The organism is Streptomyces sp. NPDC007929, from assembly GCF_042959065.1.
GTDB lineage: Bacteria > Actinomycetota > Actinomycetes > Streptomycetales > Streptomycetaceae > Streptomyces.
The window spans coordinates 34,292-53,139 of the sequence record NZ_JBIBKD010000001.1 but is presented as its reverse complement, the minus strand read 5'-3'; the positions used below and the strand labels follow the sequence as shown (position 1 = coordinate 53,139).

Here is an 18,848-nt window from a genome sequence, read left to right as displayed (position 1 = left end):
TCGGCACTTGGACTCCGCTACCTCATGTCTTGGTTCGAATCACTCATCCTCGGACTCGTCCAGGGGCTGACCGAGTTCCTCCCCGTCTCCTCCAGCGCCCACCTGCGGCTGACAGCGGCCTTCTCGGGCTGGGAGGACCCGGGCGCGGCCTTCACGGCGATCACGCAGATCGGTACCGAGGCAGCCGTGCTGATCTACTTCCGCAAGGACATCGGGCGGATCATCTCGGCGTGGACGCGCTCACTCACGAACAAGGCGCTGCGCAGCGACCCCGATGCCCGGATGGGCTGGCTGGTCATCGTCGGCTCGATCCCGATCGGTGTGCTCGGCGTGACCCTGAAGGACCAGATCGAGGGCCCGTTCCGGGATCTGCGGATCACCGCGACGATGCTGATCGGCATGGGCATCGTCCTGGGCGTCGCCGACCGGCTCGCGGCGCGTGACGAGAGCGGCGGCAAGCACCGCGCGCCCAAGCAGCGCAAGGACCTGGAGGACCTGGGCGTCCGGGACGGCCTGATCTACGGCGTCTGCCAGGCCATGGCGCTCATCCCGGGCGTCTCCCGCTCCGGCGCCACCATCAGCGGTGGCCTGTTCATGGGCTACAAGCGCGAGGCCGCGGCCCGCTACTCCTTCCTGCTCGCCATCCCCGCGGTGCTCGCCTCGGGCGTGTTCGAGCTGAAGGACGCCACGGAGGGCGGCCATGTGTCATGGGGTCCGACGATCTTCGCGACGATCATCGCCTTCGGTGTCGGATATGCCGTGATCGCGTGGTTTATGAAGTTCATCTCGACCAAGAGCTTCATGCCGTTCGTCTACTACCGGATCGCGCTCGGCATCGTCATCATCGCCCTGGTCAGCACGGGTGCGCTGAGCCCGCACGCGGCCGAGTCGGCGGGCTGAACCGGGGCGGTTCGGGACGGGTTTCCGGGGCGGTTCGGACGGGTTTTCCGGGGTGGTTCGGGAGCGGTTTCGGAGGCTGTTCGAGGGCCGTGTGACCCCGCTCTCGTGACCAACCGCATAGGGATCGGGTAGCCGTCCGGTAGCGGGCTGTCAGTGGCTGCCCCTAGGCTTGTCCGCATGTCCCCCGATTTCGTGACCCCTGGTTCCGTGCGGTCCGCTGCCGAGGTCAACGACGAGATCCGTGCGCTGTGGCAGCGCACGGGCGGCACCCTGTCGGCCGAGGAGCGCGCGGAGTACGAGCTGCTCGTCGTCGAGTGGGCGGCCGCGATCCGAGGCAGCGTCGTCAAGGCGGCCTGACCGGCCGTCCCGCCCCCTCGGGCCCTCCCTAGGCGCGCAGGCGCGCCAGCACCTCGTCGTCGAGCTCCACCGGCGACTCCTCAGGCAACAGCCCCGCCGCCGACTCCAGTTGACCGGCCCGCACCCGTGCGTGGACCTCCGTGGCCAGCGGCGTGACGTCCTCGATCCCCACGATCCACTCGTCCGCGTAGCGCGCGGCGGCCTCCCCCGCGAGGCCCAGCTGGAGCGACCGGTGCGGCAGCGGGTTGAGTTGCAGGTCCCGTTCCGGATCCCACTGCACCCGTGCGGGCGCCTGCCTCAACTGCCGCTTCCAGGACGCCTGGTCGCCGTGCAGGGCGGGTACGTGATGGGACAGACAGGCGTGCCGCAGCGCCCAGTCGAAGCCCTCGCGCTCGATCTCGACCGCCAGGACCGCCTCCTGGCCCTCCTTGGAGCCCCAGCCGCAGCGGTACATCATCCACAGAAACGACGGCTTGATCCAGGTCATGCGCTCCCGCTTCCAGGCGGCCGGGAAGCGGCCGTGGCGGGCGGCGGGGCCGCCGATCTCCGGGCGGTAGGCCTGGTAGACGGTGACCGTGGACCCGGTGTGGCGGGCGCGCACCTGGAACTTCGGTATCGGGAGCTTCGGTTCGTGTCGTTCGTTCACGACGGACAGGCTGGCCCCCGCCGCCCCTCGGCGGCCACCGAATATCACTCACGCACGGCTCTTGGCCATGCCGTCGCCATGCCCAACACTGATCCGATGACGCAGCGCGTGGAGCTCGCCACCGTGAAAGACCAGCTGGCCGTGGACGGACTGATCACCGACTACGCGGTGGCGGTCGACGACGGCGACTGGGAGGCGTACCGGGGGCTGTTCGCCCCGCGCGGCCGGGCGGACTACCGCTCGGCCGGCGGCATCGAAGGAGAAGCCCCGGCGGTCGCCGCATGGCTCGCGGAGAGCCTGCGGCTGTTCCCGATGCGGCAGCACCTGATCGTCAACCGGCGGGTGCGCTTCGGGATCCGGGAGCACGACACCGGCGACACCGCCGAGGTCCAGGCCGACTACGTCAATCCCATGGCCACGTCCGGACCCGCCCCGGACTTCGTGTGCGGCGGCCGCTACGCCTTCGCCGCCCTGCGTACGGACGACGGCTGGCGGCTGAGCGAGGTGGTCGTCCGGGAGAAGTGGCGCCGCCTGCCCGAGCCGACAACCGTCCGCCCCGCCTGAAGCAGCGGCGCCCGCCCGACCCGGAGAGCACACCCGCCCGAAGCAGCGGCGCCCACCCGACCCGGAGAGCACACAGCGACCCGCAAGGAGCAGCGGCGCCTTCCCGGGCTGGGCAACACCCCTGTGGTCAACTGGCCCGGCGTCCTGTGTCCTAGATCGTCCGCAGGGCGCACACTGGAGGCACCCGCGGGTAGGAGGCGCCTATGAAGACGCTCGGCCACTGGCTCGCCTCCCCCTGGCGCCGCTCGGCAGCGGCGGCCGTCGCGGGCGCCCTCCCCGTCCTCGCTTTCCCGGCGCCGGCGCTGTGGTGGTGCGCCTACGTCGCTCTGGTCCCGTGGATCCTGCTGCTGCGCACCGCTCCGACCGGGAAGCGGGCCGCCCTCGACGGCTGGTGCGGCGGCCTCGGCTTCATGCTGGCCATGCACCACTGGCTGCTGCCGAGCCTGCACGTGTTCACGTTCCTCCTCGCCGCCCTCCTCGGCGCCCTGTGGGCCCCGTGGGGCTGGCTGGTGCGCCGTCTCCTCGGCGGCCTCGCCTCCCCCGGCCGGGTCGCGGTGGCGCTCCTGGTGCTGCCGTCGGGCTGGCTGGCCGTCGAGCTGGTCCGCTCCTGGCAGGGACTCGGCGGCCCCTGGGGCATGCTCGGCAGCAGCCAGTGGCAGACGGAGCCCGCGTTGCGGCTCGCCTCGGTCGGCGGGGTGTGGCTGCTCAGCTACCTGCTCGTGGCCGTCAACGTCGCGGTCGCCGTGCTCGTCGCGGTCCGCCGGGCCCGGGTACCGGCCGTGGCCGGTCTGGTCGCCACGGCCGCCGCCACCTCGGCCGCCTGGGCGTACTCGCCCCGCCCCGCCGTCGACGGCCAGGTCAGGATCGCCGTCGTACAGCCCGGTGTCATCGCAGGTCCGGACGCCCGGTTCGCCCGCGAGGAGCAGCTCACCCGCCGCCTCGCCGGCCAGGACCTCGACCTGATCGTCTGGGGCGAGAGCAGTGTCGGCTTCGACCTCGGGGACCGGCCCGAAGTCGCCCGGCGACTGGCGGAGCTGTCCCGCGCGACGGGCGCCGACATCCTGGTCAACGTGGACGCCCGGCGCTCCGACAAGCCCGGCATCTACAAGAGCTCGGTCCTGGTCGGGCCCGAGGGGCTGACCGGCGAGCGCTACGACAAGATGCGGCTCGTGCCGTTCGGCGAGTACATCCCGGCCCGGTCGATGCTCGGCTGGGCCACCTCCGTCGGCAAGGCCGCGGGCGAGGACCGCAGGCGCGGTTCGCAGCCCATCGTGATGAACGTCGGGGACGACCTGCGCGTGGGTCCGCTGGTGTGCTTCGAGACCGCCTTCCCCGACATGACCCGCCACCTCACGCGGGAGGGCGCCGATGTGCTGATCGGCCAGTCGTCGACCTCCACGTTCCAGCACAGCTGGGCACCCGGGCAGCACGCCTCGCTGGCCGCGCTGCGCGCCGCCGAGACCGGCCGCCCGATGGTGCACGCGACCCTGACGGGCGTCTCCGCCGTCTACGGCCCGGACGGCCGGCGCGTCGGTTCATGGCTCGGCACGGACGCCTCGGCCGCGCGGGTCTACGACGTTCCCCTCGCCCACGGCACCACGTTCTACGTCCGCCACGGCGACTGGACGGTGCACGCGGCGATGGTGATCCTCGCCCTGTGGGCGGCCGGGGAGGGCGCCCGGAGCCTGCGGCTCAGGCGGACCGCTCCTGAACCGCGCGTACCACCCGCTCGCACAGTTCGTGGGTCTCCAGCGCGTCCCGGGCGCTGAGCACCTTGCCGGCCCGGACCGCGTCGAGGAAGGCGAGCACCACCTGCTCGATCCCGCGCTGGCGGGCCACCGGCACCCAGTCGCCGCGCCGCCGCACGCTCGGCTGCCCCTTGTGGTCGATCACTTCGGCGAGATTGACCACCTGCCGCTTGGTGTCCTGCCCGGACACCTCGAGGATCTCCTCGGCGGAACCGCTGAGCCGGTTCATCACACCGAGCGCGGTGAAACCGTCCCCGGCGAGCTGGAGCACCAGGTGGTGCAGCATCCCGTCCCGGACCCGGGCTCGCACGGTCACGTCGTCGATCTCGCCGGGCACCAGGAACCGCAGGGTGTCGACGACGTGAATGAAGTCGTCGAGGATCATCGCGCGGGGTTCCTCCGGCAGCCCGATGCGGTTCTTCTGCATCAGGATCAGCTCGCGCGGATGGTCCGCGCACTGCGTGTAGCCGGGGGCGAAGCGCCGGTTGAAGCCGACGGCGAGGCTCACGCCCCGCTCCTCGGCGAGCGCCACCAGCCGCGCGGAGTCGTCGAGTTCGTAGGCGAGCGGCTTGTCGACGTAGGTCGGTACACCCGCCTCCAGCAGCCGCGTCACGATCTCCGGGTGCACGAGCGTGGGCGCGTGCACGAAGGCCGCGTCGAGGTCCGCCGCGAGCAGGGAGTCGAGGGTGGTGTGCCGCCGCTCCCGCGGGAGGTGCAGCCCCTCCGCGACCCGGTCGAGCGTGGCCGGCGTACGGGTCTGCAGGTGCAGTTCGACGCCGGGCTGGAGGGCGAGGACCGGGAGGTAGGCCTTCTGTGCGATGTCACCGAGTCCGATGCAGCCGACCTTCACGGGACGCTCTCCTCCAACGGTTGCCTGCCGGGGTCTGCCCGGAAGCATACGGCCGTTGCGGGGGCGCCCAGTCGGCGATGCCGTCGAAGCCGCGCAGGAACAGGGCGGGCCCGGCCTTCGACAGTGCGGCGACGGCCGTGTCGCGTACGGCGATGCCGGACCGGCTGCTCATGAGGCTGAGCCGGGCCGCCTTCTCGGCCTGGCGGGCGATCGCGGTCGTGCGCGGCAGTCGGGCGGCGGTGTAGGCGGCGAGGTCGTCGCAGTGGTGGGCGAGCACGACGGCGTCCTCGATCGCCTGGTTGCCGCCCTGGCCGAGGCTCGGGGGCATGGCGTGTGCGGCGTCGCCGAGCAGGACGGTCCGGCCTTGGTGGTAGGCGGGCAGGGGCTGGGCGATGTGGTGGACGTCGTGCCGCAGGACGTCCTCGGGCCGGGCGGCGGCGAGCACGGCGGGGATCGGGTCGTGCCAGTCGCCGAAACGGCGCAGCAGCTCGGACTTCTCGTCGTCGGGCGCCCGGCCGCCGGCCGGGGTCAGGGCGGCGCCGTAGGCGTAGACGCGGCCGTCCTTCAGCGGGTGGGTGCCCCAGAGGCGGCCCCGGCCCCAGGTCTCGTGCGAGGCGAAACGGGCGCCGGGCACGGGGATCATGACCCGCCAGGTGGTGAAGCCGGAGTAGGCGGGCCCCGGGTGGCCGGGGAAGAGCGTCCCGCGTACGGCGGACCGGACGCCGTCCGCGCCGACCACCAGGTCCGCTTCGAGGTCGCCGTCGCCGGTCGAGACGCGGGCCGCCCGGCCGGGTCCGCCGCTGTCTTCCAGTACCGCGGCGGTGTCCGTGCGGACGGCGTCCGCCGGGAGCAGGGCGGCGAGACGCTCGATCAGGGTGGCGCGGGGCAGCAGCACGAGGGGTCCGCCGAAGCGCTCGGCGGCGGCCTCGGCGGAGGAGCGGGAGACCCACCGTCCGCTCGGCGTGCGCAGGCCTCCGTCCCCCGACCAGGCGGCGAGGCCGCGGATCTCGTCGCCGAGGCCGATGACGTCCAGGGCGCGAAGGGAGTTGGGCGCGAGGGAGATCGCCGCACCGACCGGCTCCAGCGAACGGGCCCGTTCCAGCACGGTGACCCGCACGCCGCGCCGGTGCAGGGCGACCGCCGCGGTCAGGCCTCCGATACCGCCGCCGATCACGACGGCGTGCCGGGGTTGCTCCATGGCTCCTCCTCGTATGACTGCGCCTGGGTGATCACACCTGCGCGACCGCGTATACGTGACCGCGCCTGCGTGACCGCGTCTACGTGACCGCGTCTGCGTGACTACACCCGTAGTGACACGCTCGACGGTACTACAGGTGTAGTCGGACGGGTAGCGTGCACCCCATGCCCGTAAGCAACGCCGGTTCCAGCCGCTCCGACCTCGTCGCCGACACCGCCCTCGCCCTGCTCGCCGAGCGCGGGATGCGCGGCCTCACCCACAGGGCGGTGGACGAGGCGGCCGAACTTCCCCAGGGCTCCACGTCGAATCTCGCCCGGACCCGTCAGGCCCTGCTCGAACTGGCGGTGCGGCGGCTGGCCGACCGCGAGGCGCGGGTACTGGCCCTGCACGAGATGCCGGACCCGGCGGCCGGGACCGGCTCGCTGGTGGACGCGCTGGCCCTGGCGGCCCACCGGGCCCTGACGGACCACCGCGCGCTCACCCTCGCCCGCTACGAACTGGCCCTGGAGGCGACGCGCCGCCCCGAGCTGCGAGCCTTCTTCGACGCCACGGGCGCCCGCTTCCGGGACCAGCTGACCGCCCTGGTCACCGGCATGGGCTCGACCGACCCGGCCCGGCACACCCTGTCGCTGATCGCCTGGGCGGACGGGCTGATGTTCAGCTGCGTGGCGGGGTCGTTCGGCGCGGACACCCCGAGCCTGGACGAGGTCCGGACCGGACTGCGGGAACTGCTGGAGGGCATGCTCGGGCACTGAAATCCTGTGGTGCGGCGGAGGCGGGTCGGAAAGGATGTGTCCATGACTAACGAACGCCGAGAGCCCGCCACCACCGCCGACGAACGCACGATGCTGGAGGGCTGGCTGGACTACCACCGCCGGACCCTCGCCTGGAAGTGCGAGGGCCTGACCGACGCACAGTTGCGCACCGCCGCCGTGGAACCCTCCGAGCTGAGCCTGATGGGCCTGGTGCGGCACATGGCGGAGGTCGAGCGGGGGTGGTTCCGCAAGGTGCTCGTGAACGAGGACCCCGGCCCGATCTACTTCTCCGAGGAGGACCCGGACGGTGAGTTCCATCTGTCCGAGTCCGACACCTGGGAGGAGGCGTACGCCACCTGGCAGTCGGAGATCGAGACCGCCCGGCGCAACGCGGCCCGCTTCGGCCTGGACGACCTCAGCGAGGGCAAGCACCGCCGCACCGGCGAGCGGTACAACCTGCGGTGGCTCTACACGCACATGATCGAGGAGTACGCGCGGCACAACGGTCACGCCGACCTGCTCCGCGAGCGCGCCGACGGCGCGACCGGCGAGTGACGCCGCCCCTGCCGTCACCCCTGTCACACCGGCGCCCTCCGTACGGGGTGCGAGATCACCCGTGCGGGGCATCCTCCGCCTGTCCGCCGCCCCACGGGGTGCCGGACACACCAGAGTTGCGCGGGTGCATCGAACGACGACCACAGCGACGCTCCTGGTGACCGTGGCGGTCTCGGCCCTCTCCGGCTGTACGACGGTCCCGCACCCCTCCGCGCCGACGCCTCCGGCGGCCCCGTCCCGGCCGTCGGCGCCCGAGCCGGAGGGCGAGGCGGAGACCCAGATCGTGCAGGCCCCGGCCCGTGAGGCCCTGCAGCTCATCGAGGAGGCGTCCCGTCGGCCAAAACCGGCCGCGTCGGCGTCCCGCCCCGCCACCACCCCGGCGGCCGTCCCGCCGGAGCACGGCACGTCCCGGCCCGGCCACCCCGACGCCCGCCCGGCCCCCGCCCGTCCGCCGCGCCCGGAACCCGAGCCGCGCAGCCCCCAGCGGTCGCACCCCCGCCCCACGGACATGTCGGAGGCGGTACGGCAGGACGTCCACAGGAGCGTCCCGGACAGCTCGGACGTGTGCGCGCTGGGCCGGCGCTACGGGGGCTGGCGGGCGGACAGCCCGGAGGCGACGATCTGCCGCGACACCTACGGGCGTTGATCCGCCGCGGCTGTCGTCAGGGACGCTGCCGCGGCGGTGTCCACATCCCCGGTCCGTCCTCACCCAGCCGGGACTCCAGCCGGGCGATGGCCGCCCACACGCCCTCGCCGTAGCCGTCATCGGCGAGGGCCAGGGCGGCCTCCCGGGCCCGCCACAGGTGCGTGCGGGCGGCGTCGCGACGTTCGAGCCTGAGGTAGTCGTCGGCCAGGTTCAGATGCAGGGAGGGGTAGAGCGCGACCACTGCCGTCACCGCGAGCGCCTGCTGCCCGGCCTCCTCGGCCGCCGTCAACGCGCGCAGGTCCCAGGCCAGTTCGTCCGCGGGATCGTCCTGGGTGTCGGCCAGGTAGTGGGCGAGGGTGCAGCGGTGCAACGGGTCTCCGTGCTCGCCGAGCTCCGCCCAGAGGCCGAGGAGGCGGCGGCGGGCCTCCTCCCGGTCCCCGGCGTGGTGCAGCATGACGACCTGCCCGATCCGGGTCAGCAGGGCGTCCGGCGCCGTCTGCTCCTGCCGCTCCGCCACGACGTCCTCCGCGCACTCGCCCGCTGTTGCCGCCGACGCTAACCGCAGGCGGGGGCGATCCGGCTCAGGCGGCTCCGGACAGCGCCGGGCCCGTCACGGCACGGCCGTCCGGCCGCGGGTCTCAGCCCAGGTTCGGGATCGTCCAGTCGATCGGTGTGTGCCCCTGCGCCGCCACCGCCGCGTCGATCTGCGTGAAGGGGCGTGAGCCGAAGAACTTCTTCGCCGACAGGGGCGAGGGATGGGCGCCCTTGACCACGACGTGCCGGGACTCGTCGATCAGGGGCAGCTTCTTCTGCGCGTAGTTGCCCCACAGCACGAAGACCGCCGGGTCGGGGCGCTCGGCCACGGCCCGGATCACCGCGTCGGTGAACTTCTCCCAGCCGCGGCCCTTGTGCGAGTTGGCCTCGCCCGCGCGGACCGTGAGCACCGCGTTGAGCAGCAGCACGCCCTGCTGGGCCCACGGCATCAGATAGCCGTTGTCCGGGATCGGCGTGCCCAGCTCCGCGTGCATCTCCTTGTAGATGTTGCGCAGGGACGGCGGGACCCGCACGCCCGGCCGGACCGAGAAGCACAGCCCGTGCCCCTGCCCCTCGCCGTGGTAAGGGTCCTGACCGAGGATCAGGACCTTGACCGCGTCGTACGGCGTGGCGTCCAGCGCCGCGAAGACCTCCTCGCGCGGCGGATAGACGGGGCCCTTCGCCCGCTCCTCCTCGACGAACTCCGTCAGCTCCTTGAACCAGGGCTGCTGCAGCTCGTCGCCCAGAACCCCGCGCCAGGACTCGGGCAGCATGGCGATGTCGGTCACGTCAACGTCCTCACGATGTGCGGTCACTTCCAGCCACAGAACCTACCGGCGACCACTGACAACGCGCCCCGTGCAGCCCGGTGATGCCCGGGACCGACCGCCTACCAGGCGGTCTTGCGGTGCAGCTCCCACATCATCATGATCGTCGACGGGTCCATGGCCCGCTCCGCGCCCGAGACGTCCCGGCTGGCCGCCACGTACTGCCGGCCCTGCCACAGCGGCAGCAGCCGCGCGTCGTCCACGAGGACCTGCTGGGCCTCCTCGAACTCCTTCACCACGTTCGCGCGGTCGCTCTCGCGGCGCGAACGGGGCAGCAGATCGCCGGTGATCTCGGGGGCCGAGTAGGGCGTGCCGAGGGCGTTCTGGTCGCCGACGAACGGCGCGATGAAGTTCTCCGCGTCCGGGAAGTCGGGGAACCAGCCGCGGCCGAACACCGGGTACTCGCCCTTCTGGTAGCCCTCGACGTACGTCTTCCAGGGGCGGCTCTTCAGCTTGATCGAGAACAGGCCGGACGCCTCGAGCTGACGCTTGAGCTCCTTGAACTCCCCGGCGGTCTCGGAGCCGTAGCGGTCGCTCGTGTACCAGAAGGTGAGCGGGACGCGCTGGTTGATGCCCGCCTCGGTGAGGATCTTGCGGGCCTTGGCGACATCGGGGTCGCCGTAGTCGTCGAAGAAGCCCGTGGTGTGGCCGGTGAGGCCCTTGGGGACCATGGAGTACAGCGGGTCGACGGTGTCCTTGTAGACCTTGTGGGCGATCGCCGCCCGGTCGACGACCTGCGCGATGGCCTGGCGCACGGCCTTCTTGTTCGCCCAGGGGTCCTTCGGGTTGAACACCAGGTAGTTGATGTCGGTGCCGGTGCCCTCGACGAGCTGGATCTCCTCGTCCTTGGAGGACTTGCTCTGGAGCTCGACGACGTCGCCCGCGGCCAGACCGCGGTAGGTCACGTCGATCTTCTCGTCCCGCAGGGCCTTCACCATGGTGGCGGAGTCCTGGTAGTAGCGGACGGTCACGGCGTCGTTCCGGCGCTCCGCGTAGCCCTTGTAGGAGTCGTTGCGGACGAGGACGGCTTCCTTGCCGTCGGCGTACGAGTCGAGGGTGTACGGCCCGGACCCGACCACGTCACTGCCCTTGCGGAGGCTGTCCTCCGGGTAGGCCTCCGGGGACACGATCGACATGGCGGGGGTGGCGAGCACGAACGGGAAGGTGGCGTCCGGCTTGTTGAGGTGGAAGATCACCTCGCGGTCGTTCGGCGCCTGGACCCGCTCCAGGCTGCCCAGCAGACCGGCGGGGCCGCCGTTGACGTTGATCTCGCGGATCCGGTCGAAGGAGTACTTCACCGCCTGGGCGTCGAGCGCGTCACCGTTGGAGAACTTCAGGCCCTCGCGCAGTTCACAGCGGTAGACCTGGTTCGACGCGTCGCTGAAGCCGCACTTCTCGGCGGCGTCCGGCTGGGGCGTGCTCGTACCCGTCGGGTAGCTCAGGAGCGTTTGGTAAATGTTGCGGAACAGCTCCCAGGAGCTGTCCCACGACGCGGCGGGGTCGAGCGTGCTGGGCGCACTGGTGGTGCCCACGACGATCGGTCCTTCGTCCTCCGGGGTATCGGACGACAGCACGCCACATCCCGCGAGCAGGGCCGATATGGACGCGATGGCCGCCACCTGCCACAGGCACCGGTTCCGCTTGAACACGCGCACGCTCCTCGATCTGCCATACCAAGGGTCGGCAGACCATACCGCAGTGACGGGCCCGCTGACCCTCCCCGGTACCTGACCTCTTGATCGATAAACCTTTGACGACGTTGTCATCCCACTTGGGGTGTTTTTTACGTCGGCACGGGCGCCGTTCGTGTCAACGGCGCCCGTGCCGGTCCGGATGCGCGGCCGCGTCAGGCGGTCCCGGCGTGGCAGGCGGGTTCCGGCGTCGTCAGCCGGTTCCGGCGTTGAGGAAGATGCCGCCGTCCACCACGAGCGTCTGGCCGGTGACCCAGTCGGACTGCTCGGAGGTGAGGAACGCGGCGGCGCCGCCGATGTCGGAGGGCACGCCGAGCCGCCCGAGCGGGTAGGCCGCCGCGGCCTCCTCCTCCCGGCCCTCGTACAGGGCCTGGGCGAACTTGGTCTTCACGACCGCCGGGGCGATCGCGTTGACCCGCACCCTGGGCGCGAACTCGTGCGCCAGCTGCACGGTCAGGTTGATCATCGCGGCCTTGCTGACGCCGTACGCGCCGATGAACGGCGAGGGCGACAGACCGGCGACGGAGGCGATGTTGACGATCGCGCCGCCGTTGTCCTTCTGCCAGGCGTGCCAGGTCCGCTGGGCGAAGCCGAGCGCCGAGACGACGTTGGTCTCGAAGACCTTGCGGGCCACGTTCAGGTCGAGGTCGGCGATCGGCCCGAACACGGGGTTCGTGCCCGCGTTGTTGACCAGGTAGTCGACGCGGCCGAAGGCCTCCATCGTGCGCTCGACGGCGACGGCCTGGTGGGCCTCGTCGTGCGCCTTGCCCGCCACGTAGACCGCGCGGTCGGCGCCGAGCCGCTCGACGGCCTCCTTGAGGGCGTCCTCGTTGCGGCCGGTGATGCACACCCGGTCGCCGCGCGCGACCAGGGCCTCGGCGACGCCGTAACCGATGCCGCGGCTCGCGCCCGTGACGAGGGCGACCTTGCCGGAGAGTTCCACGGAAGTCATGTCTGTCGTCCTCTAGTCGAGCGGTCCGCCGGCCACGTACAGCACCTGGCCGGAGACGAATCCGGCCGCCTCGCCCGTGAAGAAGGCGATGGCGTTGGCGATGTCCTCCGGCTCGCCGACCCGGGCCACCGGGATCTGGGTGGCGGCGGCGGCCTTGAAGTCCTCGAAGCCCATGCCGACGCGGTCGGCGGTGGCCTTGGTCATCTCGGTCGCGATGAAGCCGGGGGCGACGGAGTTGGCGGTGACGCCGAACTTGCCGAGCTCCTTGGCGAGGGTCTTGGTGAAGCCCTGCAGACCCGCCTTGGCGGCCGAGTAGTTCACCTGGCCGCGGTTGCCGAGCGCGGACGACGACGACAGGTTGACGATCCGGCCGAAGCCCGCGTCCACCATGTGCTTCTGGCAGGCCTTGGACATCAGGAAGGCGCCGCGCAGGTGCACGTTCATGACGGTGTCCCAGTCGGAGACGCTCATCTTGAACAGCAGGTTGTCGCGCAGCACGCCGGCGTTGTTGACCAGGATGGTCGGCGCGCCGAGCTCCTCGGCGATGCGCGCGACGGCCGCCTCGACCTGCGCCTCGTCCGAGACGTCGCACCCGACCGCGAGGGCCTTGCCGCCGGCGGCGGTGATCTTCTCGACGGTGTCCTTGCAGGCCGCCTCGTCGAGGTCGAGCACGGCGACCGCGCGGCCCTCGGCGGCCAGTCGTACGGCGGTGGCGGCACCGATACCGCGCGCGGCACCGGTCACGACGGCAACCCGCTGGTCAGTGGTGGACATGACTGCTACTCCTCAGGTGAGCGACCGCTTAGTACCTTCAGTGGGTGTGACGCTAGAAGCCCTGGCACGCGGTGTCAACGGCCCAGGGCGGCATGTGATCCATCACCCCGGCCGCACGCTGCCCGGCAGCGTCCTCGGGGGACACCCGATCGGCCCACGGCCGCGCGCCCCCGCACCGCCGCGCGCCTAGCGTCGAAGCGCGAGCCACCCGTGGCCGGAAGGGAGGCGCTCCATGCGCCGTCGTACCGGTGCCACCGGCATGCTGTTCGCGATCGCCGCGATCGTGCCGCTGGCCGACCCCGCTCACGCCCGGCAGGACCTGGACTGCCGCGACTTCGCCTTCCAGGAGGACGCCCAGGCCGCCTTCGACGCGGACCCGAGTGATCCCCACAGGCTGGACGAGGACCAGGGCCCCGACGACGGTGTCGCGTGCGAGGCGCTGGCCCGCCGCGGGATCATCGACCCCACGACGTCGCCCACCATGTCGGCCCGTCCTTCGGCGAGTCCCTCCGCCGGCCCGTCCGCTCCGGCCACGCTCACGCCCACCGCCTCCGCGACCGGAGGGGTTCGGGGCGGGCTCGGGGGCGGGGTGACCTCGGGGCCGAGCGACTGGGAGATCGGGATCGGCCTGACCTTCGCTGCGGGTGCCGCCGTCGCCGCCGGATACGCGGTGCGGCGCCGCCGGCACTGACGGCGGCGTCCCGGGGGTGCCCCTCACCTCACCAGCAGGTCCAGCAACCGCCCGGTCTCCGCCGCCGGGTCCGTGGTCAGGCCGGTGTGCACCGGGCCGGGCTGGACGATCGTGGAGCGGGGGGCGACGAGCCAGCGGAAGCGGCGGCCCGGGTCGTCGGCAGCCGCCTGACCGGCCGCCGTACCGCCCGCGCACAGGCCCTCCACGGCCCGCAGTGCGGCACGCACCCCGGCCACGTCGGCGCGGGGGTCGAGGGCGAGCAGGCGGGTCTCGTCGAGGTGGGTGCGGGCACCGACGTAGGCCTCGGCGCGGCAGTAGACGAGGACGCCGGCGTTGATGCACTCGCCGCGTTCGACGCGCGGGACGACGCGCAGCACGGCGTACTCGTAGACGTGGCGGTCCCGGGGGCCGCCCCTGATGATGTGCCGGTCGTTCACTTCAGCCCCTGGATGCGGTCGTGGATGTCGGCGGCCCGGGTCAGCAGGGGGCGCGCGTAGGCCCGTCGGAGGTCGTCCGGCGTGGCGAAGCCGGGTTCGTCCCGCAGCCAGGTGTCCGGGATCTGCGCGGTGACGTCGGCGAGGAGTTCCTCCGTGACCAGGGGCGCCAACTCGGCCGCCGCGGCGGCGACATCGGGTGCGAAGGACGCCAGCGCGTGGTCGGAGGCGTCGTAGGGGCGGGCGGCCGAGGCCTGGACGGCGGGCCAGTTGTGGTGCCAGATCATCGTCGCGCCGTGGTCGACGAGCCACAACTCGCCCTGCACGCGGAGCAGGTTGGGGTTGCGCCAGGACCGGTCGACGTTGTTGATCAGGGCGTCGAACCAGACGACCCGGCCGGCCTCCTCGGGGCTCACCGGGAACGCGAGCGGGTCGAAGCCCAGCGCGCCGGAGAGGAAGTCCATGCCGAGGTTGGTGCCGCCGCTGGACCTGAGCAGGCTCTGCACCTGCTCGTCCGGTTCGCCGAGCCCCAGCTCCGCGTCGAGTTCGACGGTGACCAGGCGCGGAATGCGCAGCCCCAGCCGGCGGGCCAGTTCGCCACAGACCACCTCGGCGACGAGTGTCTTGCGGCCCTGTCCGGCGCCGGTGAACTTCAGGACGTAGGTGCCGAGGTCGTCGGCCTCGATCAGGCCGGGCAGCGAACCGCCCTCGCGCAGGGGCGCGATGAATCGGGTCGCGATCACTTCCTTGAGCATCGCCCCAGGTTACTGACGGACCCGGCGGCCGCGGCGACGGCCTCGCGGCGGGGCGGGCCAGAACCCGACAGCGAACCGACAGCTCGGCTTTACCCGTGTCCCGGCGAGATCGGGTCAGGATTTCGACAGGGTCTGAACAGCCGGTCCGCAAGGGCCGTACCTCTCCGCAGATCACGAATTCCCCGGAAGGAACGTCAGCATGACCAGCGAATCAGTTCAGCCGATGTCGGGACCGAGCCGCCGCACCGTCGTGGCGGCGGTCGGCGCGGCGGGGCTCACCGTGGCGCTGACGGCGTGCGGGTCGGAGGACACGGCGTCCGACTCGTCCACCGAACAGGGCGCCGCCGGCGGCGGCGCGACGAACGACGGAGCCGGTTCGTCCGGCGGGGCGGGTGGCGCCGCGCTCGCCAAGACCGCCGACATCCCCGAGGGCAGCGGCAAGATCTTCAAGGACGAGAAGGTGGTGGTCTCGCAGCCGGCCGCGGGCGACTACAAGGCGTTCTCGACGATCTGCACCCACCAGAAGTGCCCGATGGTGGACCTCAAGGACGACATCATCTCCTGTGCCTGCCACGGCAGTCAGTTCTCCGTCCTCGACGGCAGCGTGAAGAAGGGCCCGGCGGTCCAGCCGCTGGAGGCGAAGCAGATCAGCGTGAACGGCGACTCCATCACACTGGCCTGACCCCGCCCGGCCGCTCCAGGCACGCCAGCACCTCGTCCGTGGTCGCGACCGTGGCGACCAACGCGAGGGTGTGGCGGATCATCGCGGCGGTGTACTCGGGCGGCACTCCCGCGACGGCGTCCGCCGGGACGACGACGGTGTAGCCGCGGTTCACGGCGTCGAACACGGCGTTGGGGACGGCCACGTTGGCCGACACCCCGGTGACGATCAGCGTGCGGCAGCCGAGGTTGCGCAGCAGCGGGTCGACGTCGGTGCCCTGCACGGGTGACAGCCCGTGCAGGCGCCGTACGACGAGGTCCCGCTCGGTGACCTCGATCGGGGCGGCCACCCGCACCGCCGGTGTGCCGGCCAGTTGCTGGACGGGCAGCCGGGCGGCGGCGCGGAAGAGGCGGGCGTTGCGGCTGGCGCCGAGGCCGTCGGGCCGGCGTTCGGCGACGGCGTGGATGACCTGGGCGCCGCCGGCGTGCGCGGCCGCCACCAGACGGGCGACGTTGGCGAGGACCCCGCCGTCGCGTGCCTGTGCGGCGAGTTCGGGCAGGGCGCTGTCCTGCCCGACGACTCCCTCCTGGCACTCGACGGTGAGCAGCACGGTGCTGCGTGGGTCGAGGAGCTCGCTGAGCGCTTCGTACGAGGGCACGGGCTCCCCCTGTCACCGGCGGCCGGGGCGGGCGAGCGTAACCACCATTGCGCACGGACGGAAGAGCACTCATCCTTTTCTGACGTGATGTCAGAGGATCTCCTCTGGCACGACGTGGGAGAAAGAGGGGGCGCATGACCGTCACGCAGCAGCGCAGAGGCCGGAAGATCATGATGACGCCGGGTGAGCTGGACGACTTCCTGACCACTCAGCGCACCTGCCGGGTCGCCACGGTGTCGGCCGGCGGGGCGCCGCACGTGAGCACGCTGTGGTTCGCCTGGGACGGCGCCTCGATGTGGCTGTACTCGGTGGTCCGCAGCAAGCGGTGGACCGACCTGCGGCGCGACCCGCGGGTGGCGATCGTGGTCGACACGGGCGAGGACTACGACGAGCTGCGCGGCGCCGAGCTGTCGGGCACCGTCGAGTTCGTGGGCGAGATTCCGCGCACGGGTGAGCTGCGCGCCGAACTCGACGTCCCGGAGACGCTGTTCGCCCGCAAGAACTTCGGCCTGGAGGAGATGCCCCACGACGGCCGGCACGCCTGGATCCGCCTGACCCCGGAGAAGATCGTCTCCTGGGACTTCCGCAAACTGGCAGGGCAGTAGCCCGGCGCCGGCCGGTCCCCCAGGGAACGGCCCTCCTGTCCCGGGCGGCGGCCGCCCCCCGAGCCACGGCCGCCCGGCCCGAGGCCGAACCCGGGTTCAGCCGACGCTCTCCCCCGCCGCCCGCAGGGCCTTCACCGCCGCCCGGATCGACGGGCGGCGGTCCGCGTCCGCGCGCCAGACGACGTACACGTGCCGCCGGACCCGCTGCCGGAGGGGGACGGTCACGACCCCGGCGGGCACGGGGTGGCGGCCGAGCCGCGGGGCGATGCAGACGCCGAGGCCCGCGGCGACCAGCGCGAGCTGGGTGTGGTTCTCGGCGGCGCGGTGGCCGACGATCGGCTCGACGCCCTTGGAGCGCAGCGTGAACATCAGCCACTCGTGACAGAACTCGCCCTCACCCCAGGTGATCCACTCGTCGTCGGCGAACTCGGCGAGATCCACCTCCGGGCGCTCCGCGAGCCGGTGGCCCACCGGCATGGCGACCTCGGCCGGATCGTCCAGGATCGACGCCTTGACCAGCCCGTCGGGCAGCGCCATCGGCTTGTTGTACCAGTCGAGCACGACGGCGAGGTCGAGGTCGCCGCGCACCACCCCGGCGATGCCCTGCTCCGGTTCGAGTTCGCAGGAGCGCAGCCGGAGCGCGGGGTGCCGTTCGCGCAGCGCGGCCAGCGCGTGCGGGAACAGCCCCCGCGCGGCCGTCGGGAAGGCCGACAGCCTGAGCTCGCCGACGACCTGTCCGCGCTGCGCCTCCAGATCGGACTGCGCCAGCTCCACCTGGGAGAGGATGCGCCCGGCGTGCTCGGCGAGCAGCCGGCCCGCGTCGGTGAGCCGCACCCCGCGGCCGTTCTTGGCGAGGAGCTGCTGGCCGACCTCCCGTTCGAGCTTGGACAGCTGCTGCGAGACGGCGGACGTCGTGATGTGCAGCCCCTCGGCCGCGCCGCTCACCGATCCGTGCCGGGCGAGGGCGTCGAGGGTGCGCAGGCGCTCCAGGTTCAACATGTAAGCAATGCTACGCGGTACCGGGTGTGAAATCTCGATTGTGCTACGAGGTCCCGCTGCCGCATCGTGGCTGGCATGAGCACCGTCACCACCCCGGCCGACCGGATCACCAGCGACCCGTCCGCACCGCCCCGCCCCCGCCTCGACTGGCGCCTCCGGTTCGCCGCCCTGTCCCTGATCTGGGGTTTCAGCTTCCTGCTCATCAAGGTGGGCACCGAGGGGTACGCGCCGTTCCAGGTGACGCTCGGCCGGCTGGTGTTCGGCACGGCGGTGCTGGCCGCCGCGATGGCGGTGCGGCGCGAGCGGCTGCCGCGCGGGGCACGCACCTGGGGGCATCTGGCGGTCGCCGCGTTCCTGCTCAACGCCCTGCCGTTCTCGCTGTTCGCCTACGCCGAGCTGACCATCCCGTCCACGCTGGCCGGCATCTGCAACGCGACCTCGCCGCTGTGGGGCATGGCGCTGTCGCTGGTCGCCCTGTCGGAGGACCGGCCGACCCGGGTGCGCGTGGCGGGGCTCGGGCTCGGCTTCCTCGGCGTGCTCACGGTGCTGGGCGCCTGGCAGGGCTTCCACGGCCTGGACGCCACAGGGACGGCACTCGCCCTGCTCGCCTCCCTCAGCTACCCGATCGGCTGGATCTACGTCCGCCGCACCCTGGCCGGCACCGGCCACTCGCACCTGTCGATGACGGGCGCCCAGTTGCTGCTCGCCACGGTCCAGCTGGCCGTCGTCACCCCGCTGTTCACGACCCTGCCCACCCGGGTGTCCTTCGTGCCGCTGCTGGCGATCGCCGCCCTGGGCGCACTGGGCACGGGCCTCACGGCCCTCCTCCAGTACGGCCTGGTCGCGGAGGTCGGTCCGACGACCGCGCAGATGGTCACGTACTTCATCCCGGTGATCGCCACGGCCGCGGGCGTCGCCCTCCTCGGCGAGGCGCTCGCCTGGTCGACGCCGGTCGGTGCGGTGATCGTACTGATCGGGGCGGCACTCACCCAGGTACGGCCGAAGCCCCGGCAGGCGCCTCAGCGGTAGGCCTCAGGAGCCCGAGGCG

Annotated in this window: 23 protein-coding genes; 11 read left to right on the top strand and 12 right to left on the bottom strand. The window is 72.3% G+C overall.

All coding sequences use genetic code 11. The features are described 5' to 3' along the window. Positions 1–24 precede the first annotated feature (24 nt). Together ACFZDE_RS00285 and ACFZDE_RS00280 are read left to right on the top strand one after the other, a co-directional pair. Positions 25–900, top strand: coding sequence for an undecaprenyl-diphosphate phosphatase (locus ACFZDE_RS00285; protein WP_391196010.1), 876 nt, complete (start codon positions 25–27; stop codon positions 898–900). Positions 901–1,077: 177 nt separating this feature from the next. Continuing rightward, entirely contained in the window at positions 1,078–1,257 is a 180-nt protein-coding gene (locus tag ACFZDE_RS00280; protein ID WP_097215398.1) for a hypothetical protein, read from the top strand. Positions 1,258–1,285: 28 nt separating this feature from the next. Here ACFZDE_RS00280 and ACFZDE_RS00275 read toward each other — a convergent pair whose 3' ends face one another. Beyond that, complete coding sequence (locus tag ACFZDE_RS00275; protein ID WP_391196008.1) at positions 1,286–1,903, bottom strand: DUF4291 family protein; 618 nt, start codon at positions 1,901–1,903, stop codon at positions 1,286–1,288. Between the two features lie 96 nt (positions 1,904–1,999). Here ACFZDE_RS00275 and ACFZDE_RS00270 point away from each other — a divergent pair, with 96 nt between their 5' ends. Together ACFZDE_RS00270 and lnt are read left to right on the top strand one after the other, a co-directional pair. Beyond that, positions 2,000–2,467 carry a nuclear transport factor 2 family protein gene (locus ACFZDE_RS00270; protein WP_391196007.1) on the top strand — a complete coding sequence of 156 codons (468 nt, stop codon included), beginning with the start codon at positions 2,000–2,002 and terminating at the stop codon, positions 2,465–2,467. 203 nt (positions 2,468–2,670) lie between these two features. Then, positions 2,671–4,236: an apolipoprotein N-acyltransferase gene (gene lnt / locus ACFZDE_RS00265; protein WP_391196004.1), complete on the top strand. Its 1,566-nt coding sequence runs from the start codon at positions 2,671–2,673 to the stop codon at positions 4,234–4,236. Here the strand turns inward: lnt and ACFZDE_RS00260 are convergent. Both ACFZDE_RS00260 and ACFZDE_RS00255 read right to left on the bottom strand, forming a co-directional pair. After that, entirely contained in the window at positions 4,160–5,065 is a 906-nt protein-coding gene (locus tag ACFZDE_RS00260; protein WP_391196002.1) for a Gfo/Idh/MocA family oxidoreductase, read from the bottom strand. The genes lnt and ACFZDE_RS00260 overlap by 77 nt on opposite strands. After that, on the bottom strand, positions 5,037–6,263 hold the full coding sequence (locus ACFZDE_RS00255; protein WP_391196000.1) for an FAD-dependent monooxygenase: 1,227 nt from the start codon (positions 6,261–6,263) through the stop codon (positions 5,037–5,039). Before ACFZDE_RS00255 ends, ACFZDE_RS00260 begins: the two co-directional genes overlap by 29 nt. Positions 6,264–6,427: 164 nt before the next feature. On the opposite strand from ACFZDE_RS00255, the gene ACFZDE_RS00250 reads away from it, so the two are divergent. From ACFZDE_RS00250 to ACFZDE_RS00240, 3 genes are all read left to right on the top strand, one after another. Next, positions 6,428–7,018, top strand: coding sequence for a TetR/AcrR family transcriptional regulator (locus ACFZDE_RS00250; protein WP_391195997.1), 591 nt, complete (start codon positions 6,428–6,430; stop codon positions 7,016–7,018). Between the two features lie 42 nt (positions 7,019–7,060). Continuing rightward, positions 7,061–7,573, top strand: coding sequence for a DUF664 domain-containing protein (locus tag ACFZDE_RS00245; protein WP_390992103.1), 513 nt, complete (start codon positions 7,061–7,063; stop codon positions 7,571–7,573). Positions 7,574–7,697: 124 nt separating this feature from the next. Next, positions 7,698–8,219 (top strand): hypothetical protein, encoded by a 522-nt coding sequence (locus ACFZDE_RS00240; protein ID WP_391195995.1) that lies wholly within the window; start codon positions 7,698–7,700, stop codon positions 8,217–8,219. 16 nt (positions 8,220–8,235) lie between these two features. On the opposite strand, the gene ACFZDE_RS00235 is transcribed toward ACFZDE_RS00240, so the two are convergent. From ACFZDE_RS00235 to fabG, 5 genes are all read right to left on the bottom strand, one after another. Further along, complete coding sequence (locus ACFZDE_RS00235; protein ID WP_391195992.1) at positions 8,236–8,736, bottom strand: hypothetical protein; 501 nt, start codon at positions 8,734–8,736, stop codon at positions 8,236–8,238. Between the two features lie 121 nt (positions 8,737–8,857). Further along, a complete protein-coding gene (gene ung, locus ACFZDE_RS00230; RefSeq protein WP_390992112.1) occupies positions 8,858–9,541 on the bottom strand; it encodes a uracil-DNA glycosylase in 684 nt (227 codons plus the stop codon). Positions 9,542–9,642: 101 nt separating this feature from the next. Continuing rightward, on the bottom strand, positions 9,643–11,229 hold the full coding sequence (locus tag ACFZDE_RS00225) for an ABC transporter substrate-binding protein (RefSeq protein ID WP_391195989.1): 1,587 nt from the start codon (positions 11,227–11,229) through the stop codon (positions 9,643–9,645). Between the two features lie 235 nt (positions 11,230–11,464). Continuing rightward, positions 11,465–12,223: a glucose 1-dehydrogenase gene (locus tag ACFZDE_RS00220; RefSeq protein WP_391195987.1), complete on the bottom strand. Its 759-nt coding sequence runs from the start codon at positions 12,221–12,223 to the stop codon at positions 11,465–11,467. 12 nt (positions 12,224–12,235) lie between these two features. Further along, a complete protein-coding gene (gene fabG, locus ACFZDE_RS00215) occupies positions 12,236–12,997 on the bottom strand; it encodes a 3-oxoacyl-ACP reductase FabG (protein WP_390992118.1) in 762 nt (253 codons plus the stop codon). 232 nt (positions 12,998–13,229) lie between these two features. On the opposite strand from fabG, the gene ACFZDE_RS00210 reads away from it, so the two are divergent. Continuing rightward, positions 13,230–13,688: an excalibur calcium-binding protein gene (locus tag ACFZDE_RS00210; RefSeq protein ID WP_391195984.1), complete on the top strand. Its 459-nt coding sequence runs from the start codon at positions 13,230–13,232 to the stop codon at positions 13,686–13,688. Between the two features lie 23 nt (positions 13,689–13,711). Here the strand turns inward: ACFZDE_RS00210 and ACFZDE_RS00205 are convergent, their stop codons facing one another. Both ACFZDE_RS00205 and ACFZDE_RS00200 read right to left on the bottom strand, forming a co-directional pair. Continuing rightward, positions 13,712–14,125, bottom strand: a complete 414-nt coding sequence (locus tag ACFZDE_RS00205; RefSeq protein ID WP_391195981.1) for a DUF3037 domain-containing protein — start codon at positions 14,123–14,125, stop codon at positions 13,712–13,714. Further along, positions 14,122–14,877: a HipA family kinase gene (locus tag ACFZDE_RS00200; RefSeq protein WP_391195979.1), complete on the bottom strand. Its 756-nt coding sequence runs from the start codon at positions 14,875–14,877 to the stop codon at positions 14,122–14,124. Before ACFZDE_RS00200 ends, ACFZDE_RS00205 begins: the two co-directional genes overlap by 4 nt. A gap of 199 nt (positions 14,878–15,076) precedes the next feature. Here ACFZDE_RS00200 and ACFZDE_RS00195 point away from each other — a divergent pair, with 199 nt between their 5' ends. Beyond that, positions 15,077–15,559, top strand: a complete 483-nt coding sequence (locus tag ACFZDE_RS00195) for a Rieske 2Fe-2S domain-containing protein (protein WP_391195977.1) — start codon at positions 15,077–15,079, stop codon at positions 15,557–15,559. Here the strand turns inward: ACFZDE_RS00195 and ACFZDE_RS00190 are convergent. Continuing rightward, positions 15,546–16,196 (bottom strand): isochorismatase family protein, encoded by a 651-nt coding sequence (locus ACFZDE_RS00190; RefSeq protein WP_390992133.1) that lies wholly within the window; start codon positions 16,194–16,196, stop codon positions 15,546–15,548. The genes ACFZDE_RS00195 and ACFZDE_RS00190 overlap by 14 nt on opposite strands. Before the next feature lie 134 nt (positions 16,197–16,330). Between ACFZDE_RS00190 and ACFZDE_RS00185 the strand changes: the two genes are divergently transcribed. After that, the gene (locus ACFZDE_RS00185; protein ID WP_358279841.1) at positions 16,331–16,801 is read left to right on the top strand and encodes a pyridoxamine 5'-phosphate oxidase family protein; all 471 of its coding nucleotides are present in this window, start codon (positions 16,331–16,333) and stop codon (positions 16,799–16,801) included. A gap of 96 nt (positions 16,802–16,897) precedes the next feature. Here ACFZDE_RS00185 and ACFZDE_RS00180 read toward each other — a convergent pair whose 3' ends face one another. Further along, positions 16,898–17,800: a LysR substrate-binding domain-containing protein gene (locus tag ACFZDE_RS00180; RefSeq protein ID WP_391195975.1), complete on the bottom strand. Its 903-nt coding sequence runs from the start codon at positions 17,798–17,800 to the stop codon at positions 16,898–16,900. A gap of 75 nt (positions 17,801–17,875) precedes the next feature. On the opposite strand from ACFZDE_RS00180, the gene ACFZDE_RS00175 reads away from it, so the two are divergent. Then, on the top strand, positions 17,876–18,829 hold the full coding sequence (locus tag ACFZDE_RS00175; RefSeq protein WP_391195972.1) for an EamA family transporter: 954 nt from the start codon (positions 17,876–17,878) through the stop codon (positions 18,827–18,829). Positions 18,830–18,848 lie beyond the last annotated feature (19 nt).

What these genes read in the sequence shown, in the direction of transcription:
- ACFZDE_RS00285 (WP_391196010.1), top strand. Translation starts at nt 25, where the DNA reads ATGTCTTGGTTCGAATCACTCATCCTCGGACTCGTCCAGGGGCTGACC.
- ACFZDE_RS00280 (WP_097215398.1), top strand. Translation starts at nt 1,078, where the DNA reads ATGTCCCCCGATTTCGTGACCCCTGGTTCCGTGCGGTCCGCTGCCGAG.
- ACFZDE_RS00270 (WP_391196007.1), top strand. Translation starts at nt 2,000, where the DNA reads ATGACGCAGCGCGTGGAGCTCGCCACCGTGAAAGACCAGCTGGCCGTG.
- lnt (WP_391196004.1), top strand. Translation starts at nt 2,671, where the DNA reads ATGAAGACGCTCGGCCACTGGCTCGCCTCCCCCTGGCGCCGCTCGGCA.
- ACFZDE_RS00255 (WP_391196000.1), bottom strand. Translation starts at nt 6,263, where the DNA reads ATGGAGCAACCCCGGCACGCCGTCGTGATCGGCGGCGGTATCGGAGGC.
- ACFZDE_RS00250 (WP_391195997.1), top strand. Translation starts at nt 6,428, where the DNA reads ATGCCCGTAAGCAACGCCGGTTCCAGCCGCTCCGACCTCGTCGCCGAC.
- ACFZDE_RS00245 (WP_390992103.1), top strand. Translation starts at nt 7,061, where the DNA reads ATGACTAACGAACGCCGAGAGCCCGCCACCACCGCCGACGAACGCACG.
- ACFZDE_RS00220 (WP_391195987.1), bottom strand. Translation starts at nt 12,223, where the DNA reads ATGACTTCCGTGGAACTCTCCGGCAAGGTCGCCCTCGTCACGGGCGCG.
- fabG (WP_390992118.1), bottom strand. Translation starts at nt 12,997, where the DNA reads ATGTCCACCACTGACCAGCGGGTTGCCGTCGTGACCGGTGCCGCGCGC.
- ACFZDE_RS00210 (WP_391195984.1), top strand. Translation starts at nt 13,230, where the DNA reads ATGCGCCGTCGTACCGGTGCCACCGGCATGCTGTTCGCGATCGCCGCG.
- ACFZDE_RS00200 (WP_391195979.1), bottom strand. Translation starts at nt 14,877, where the DNA reads ATGCTCAAGGAAGTGATCGCGACCCGATTCATCGCGCCCCTGCGCGAG.
- ACFZDE_RS00195 (WP_391195977.1), top strand. Translation starts at nt 15,077, where the DNA reads ATGACCAGCGAATCAGTTCAGCCGATGTCGGGACCGAGCCGCCGCACC.
- ACFZDE_RS00185 (WP_358279841.1), top strand. Translation starts at nt 16,331, where the DNA reads ATGACCGTCACGCAGCAGCGCAGAGGCCGGAAGATCATGATGACGCCG.
- ACFZDE_RS00180 (WP_391195975.1), bottom strand. Translation starts at nt 17,800, where the DNA reads ATGTTGAACCTGGAGCGCCTGCGCACCCTCGACGCCCTCGCCCGGCAC.
- ACFZDE_RS00175 (WP_391195972.1), top strand. Translation starts at nt 17,876, where the DNA reads ATGAGCACCGTCACCACCCCGGCCGACCGGATCACCAGCGACCCGTCC.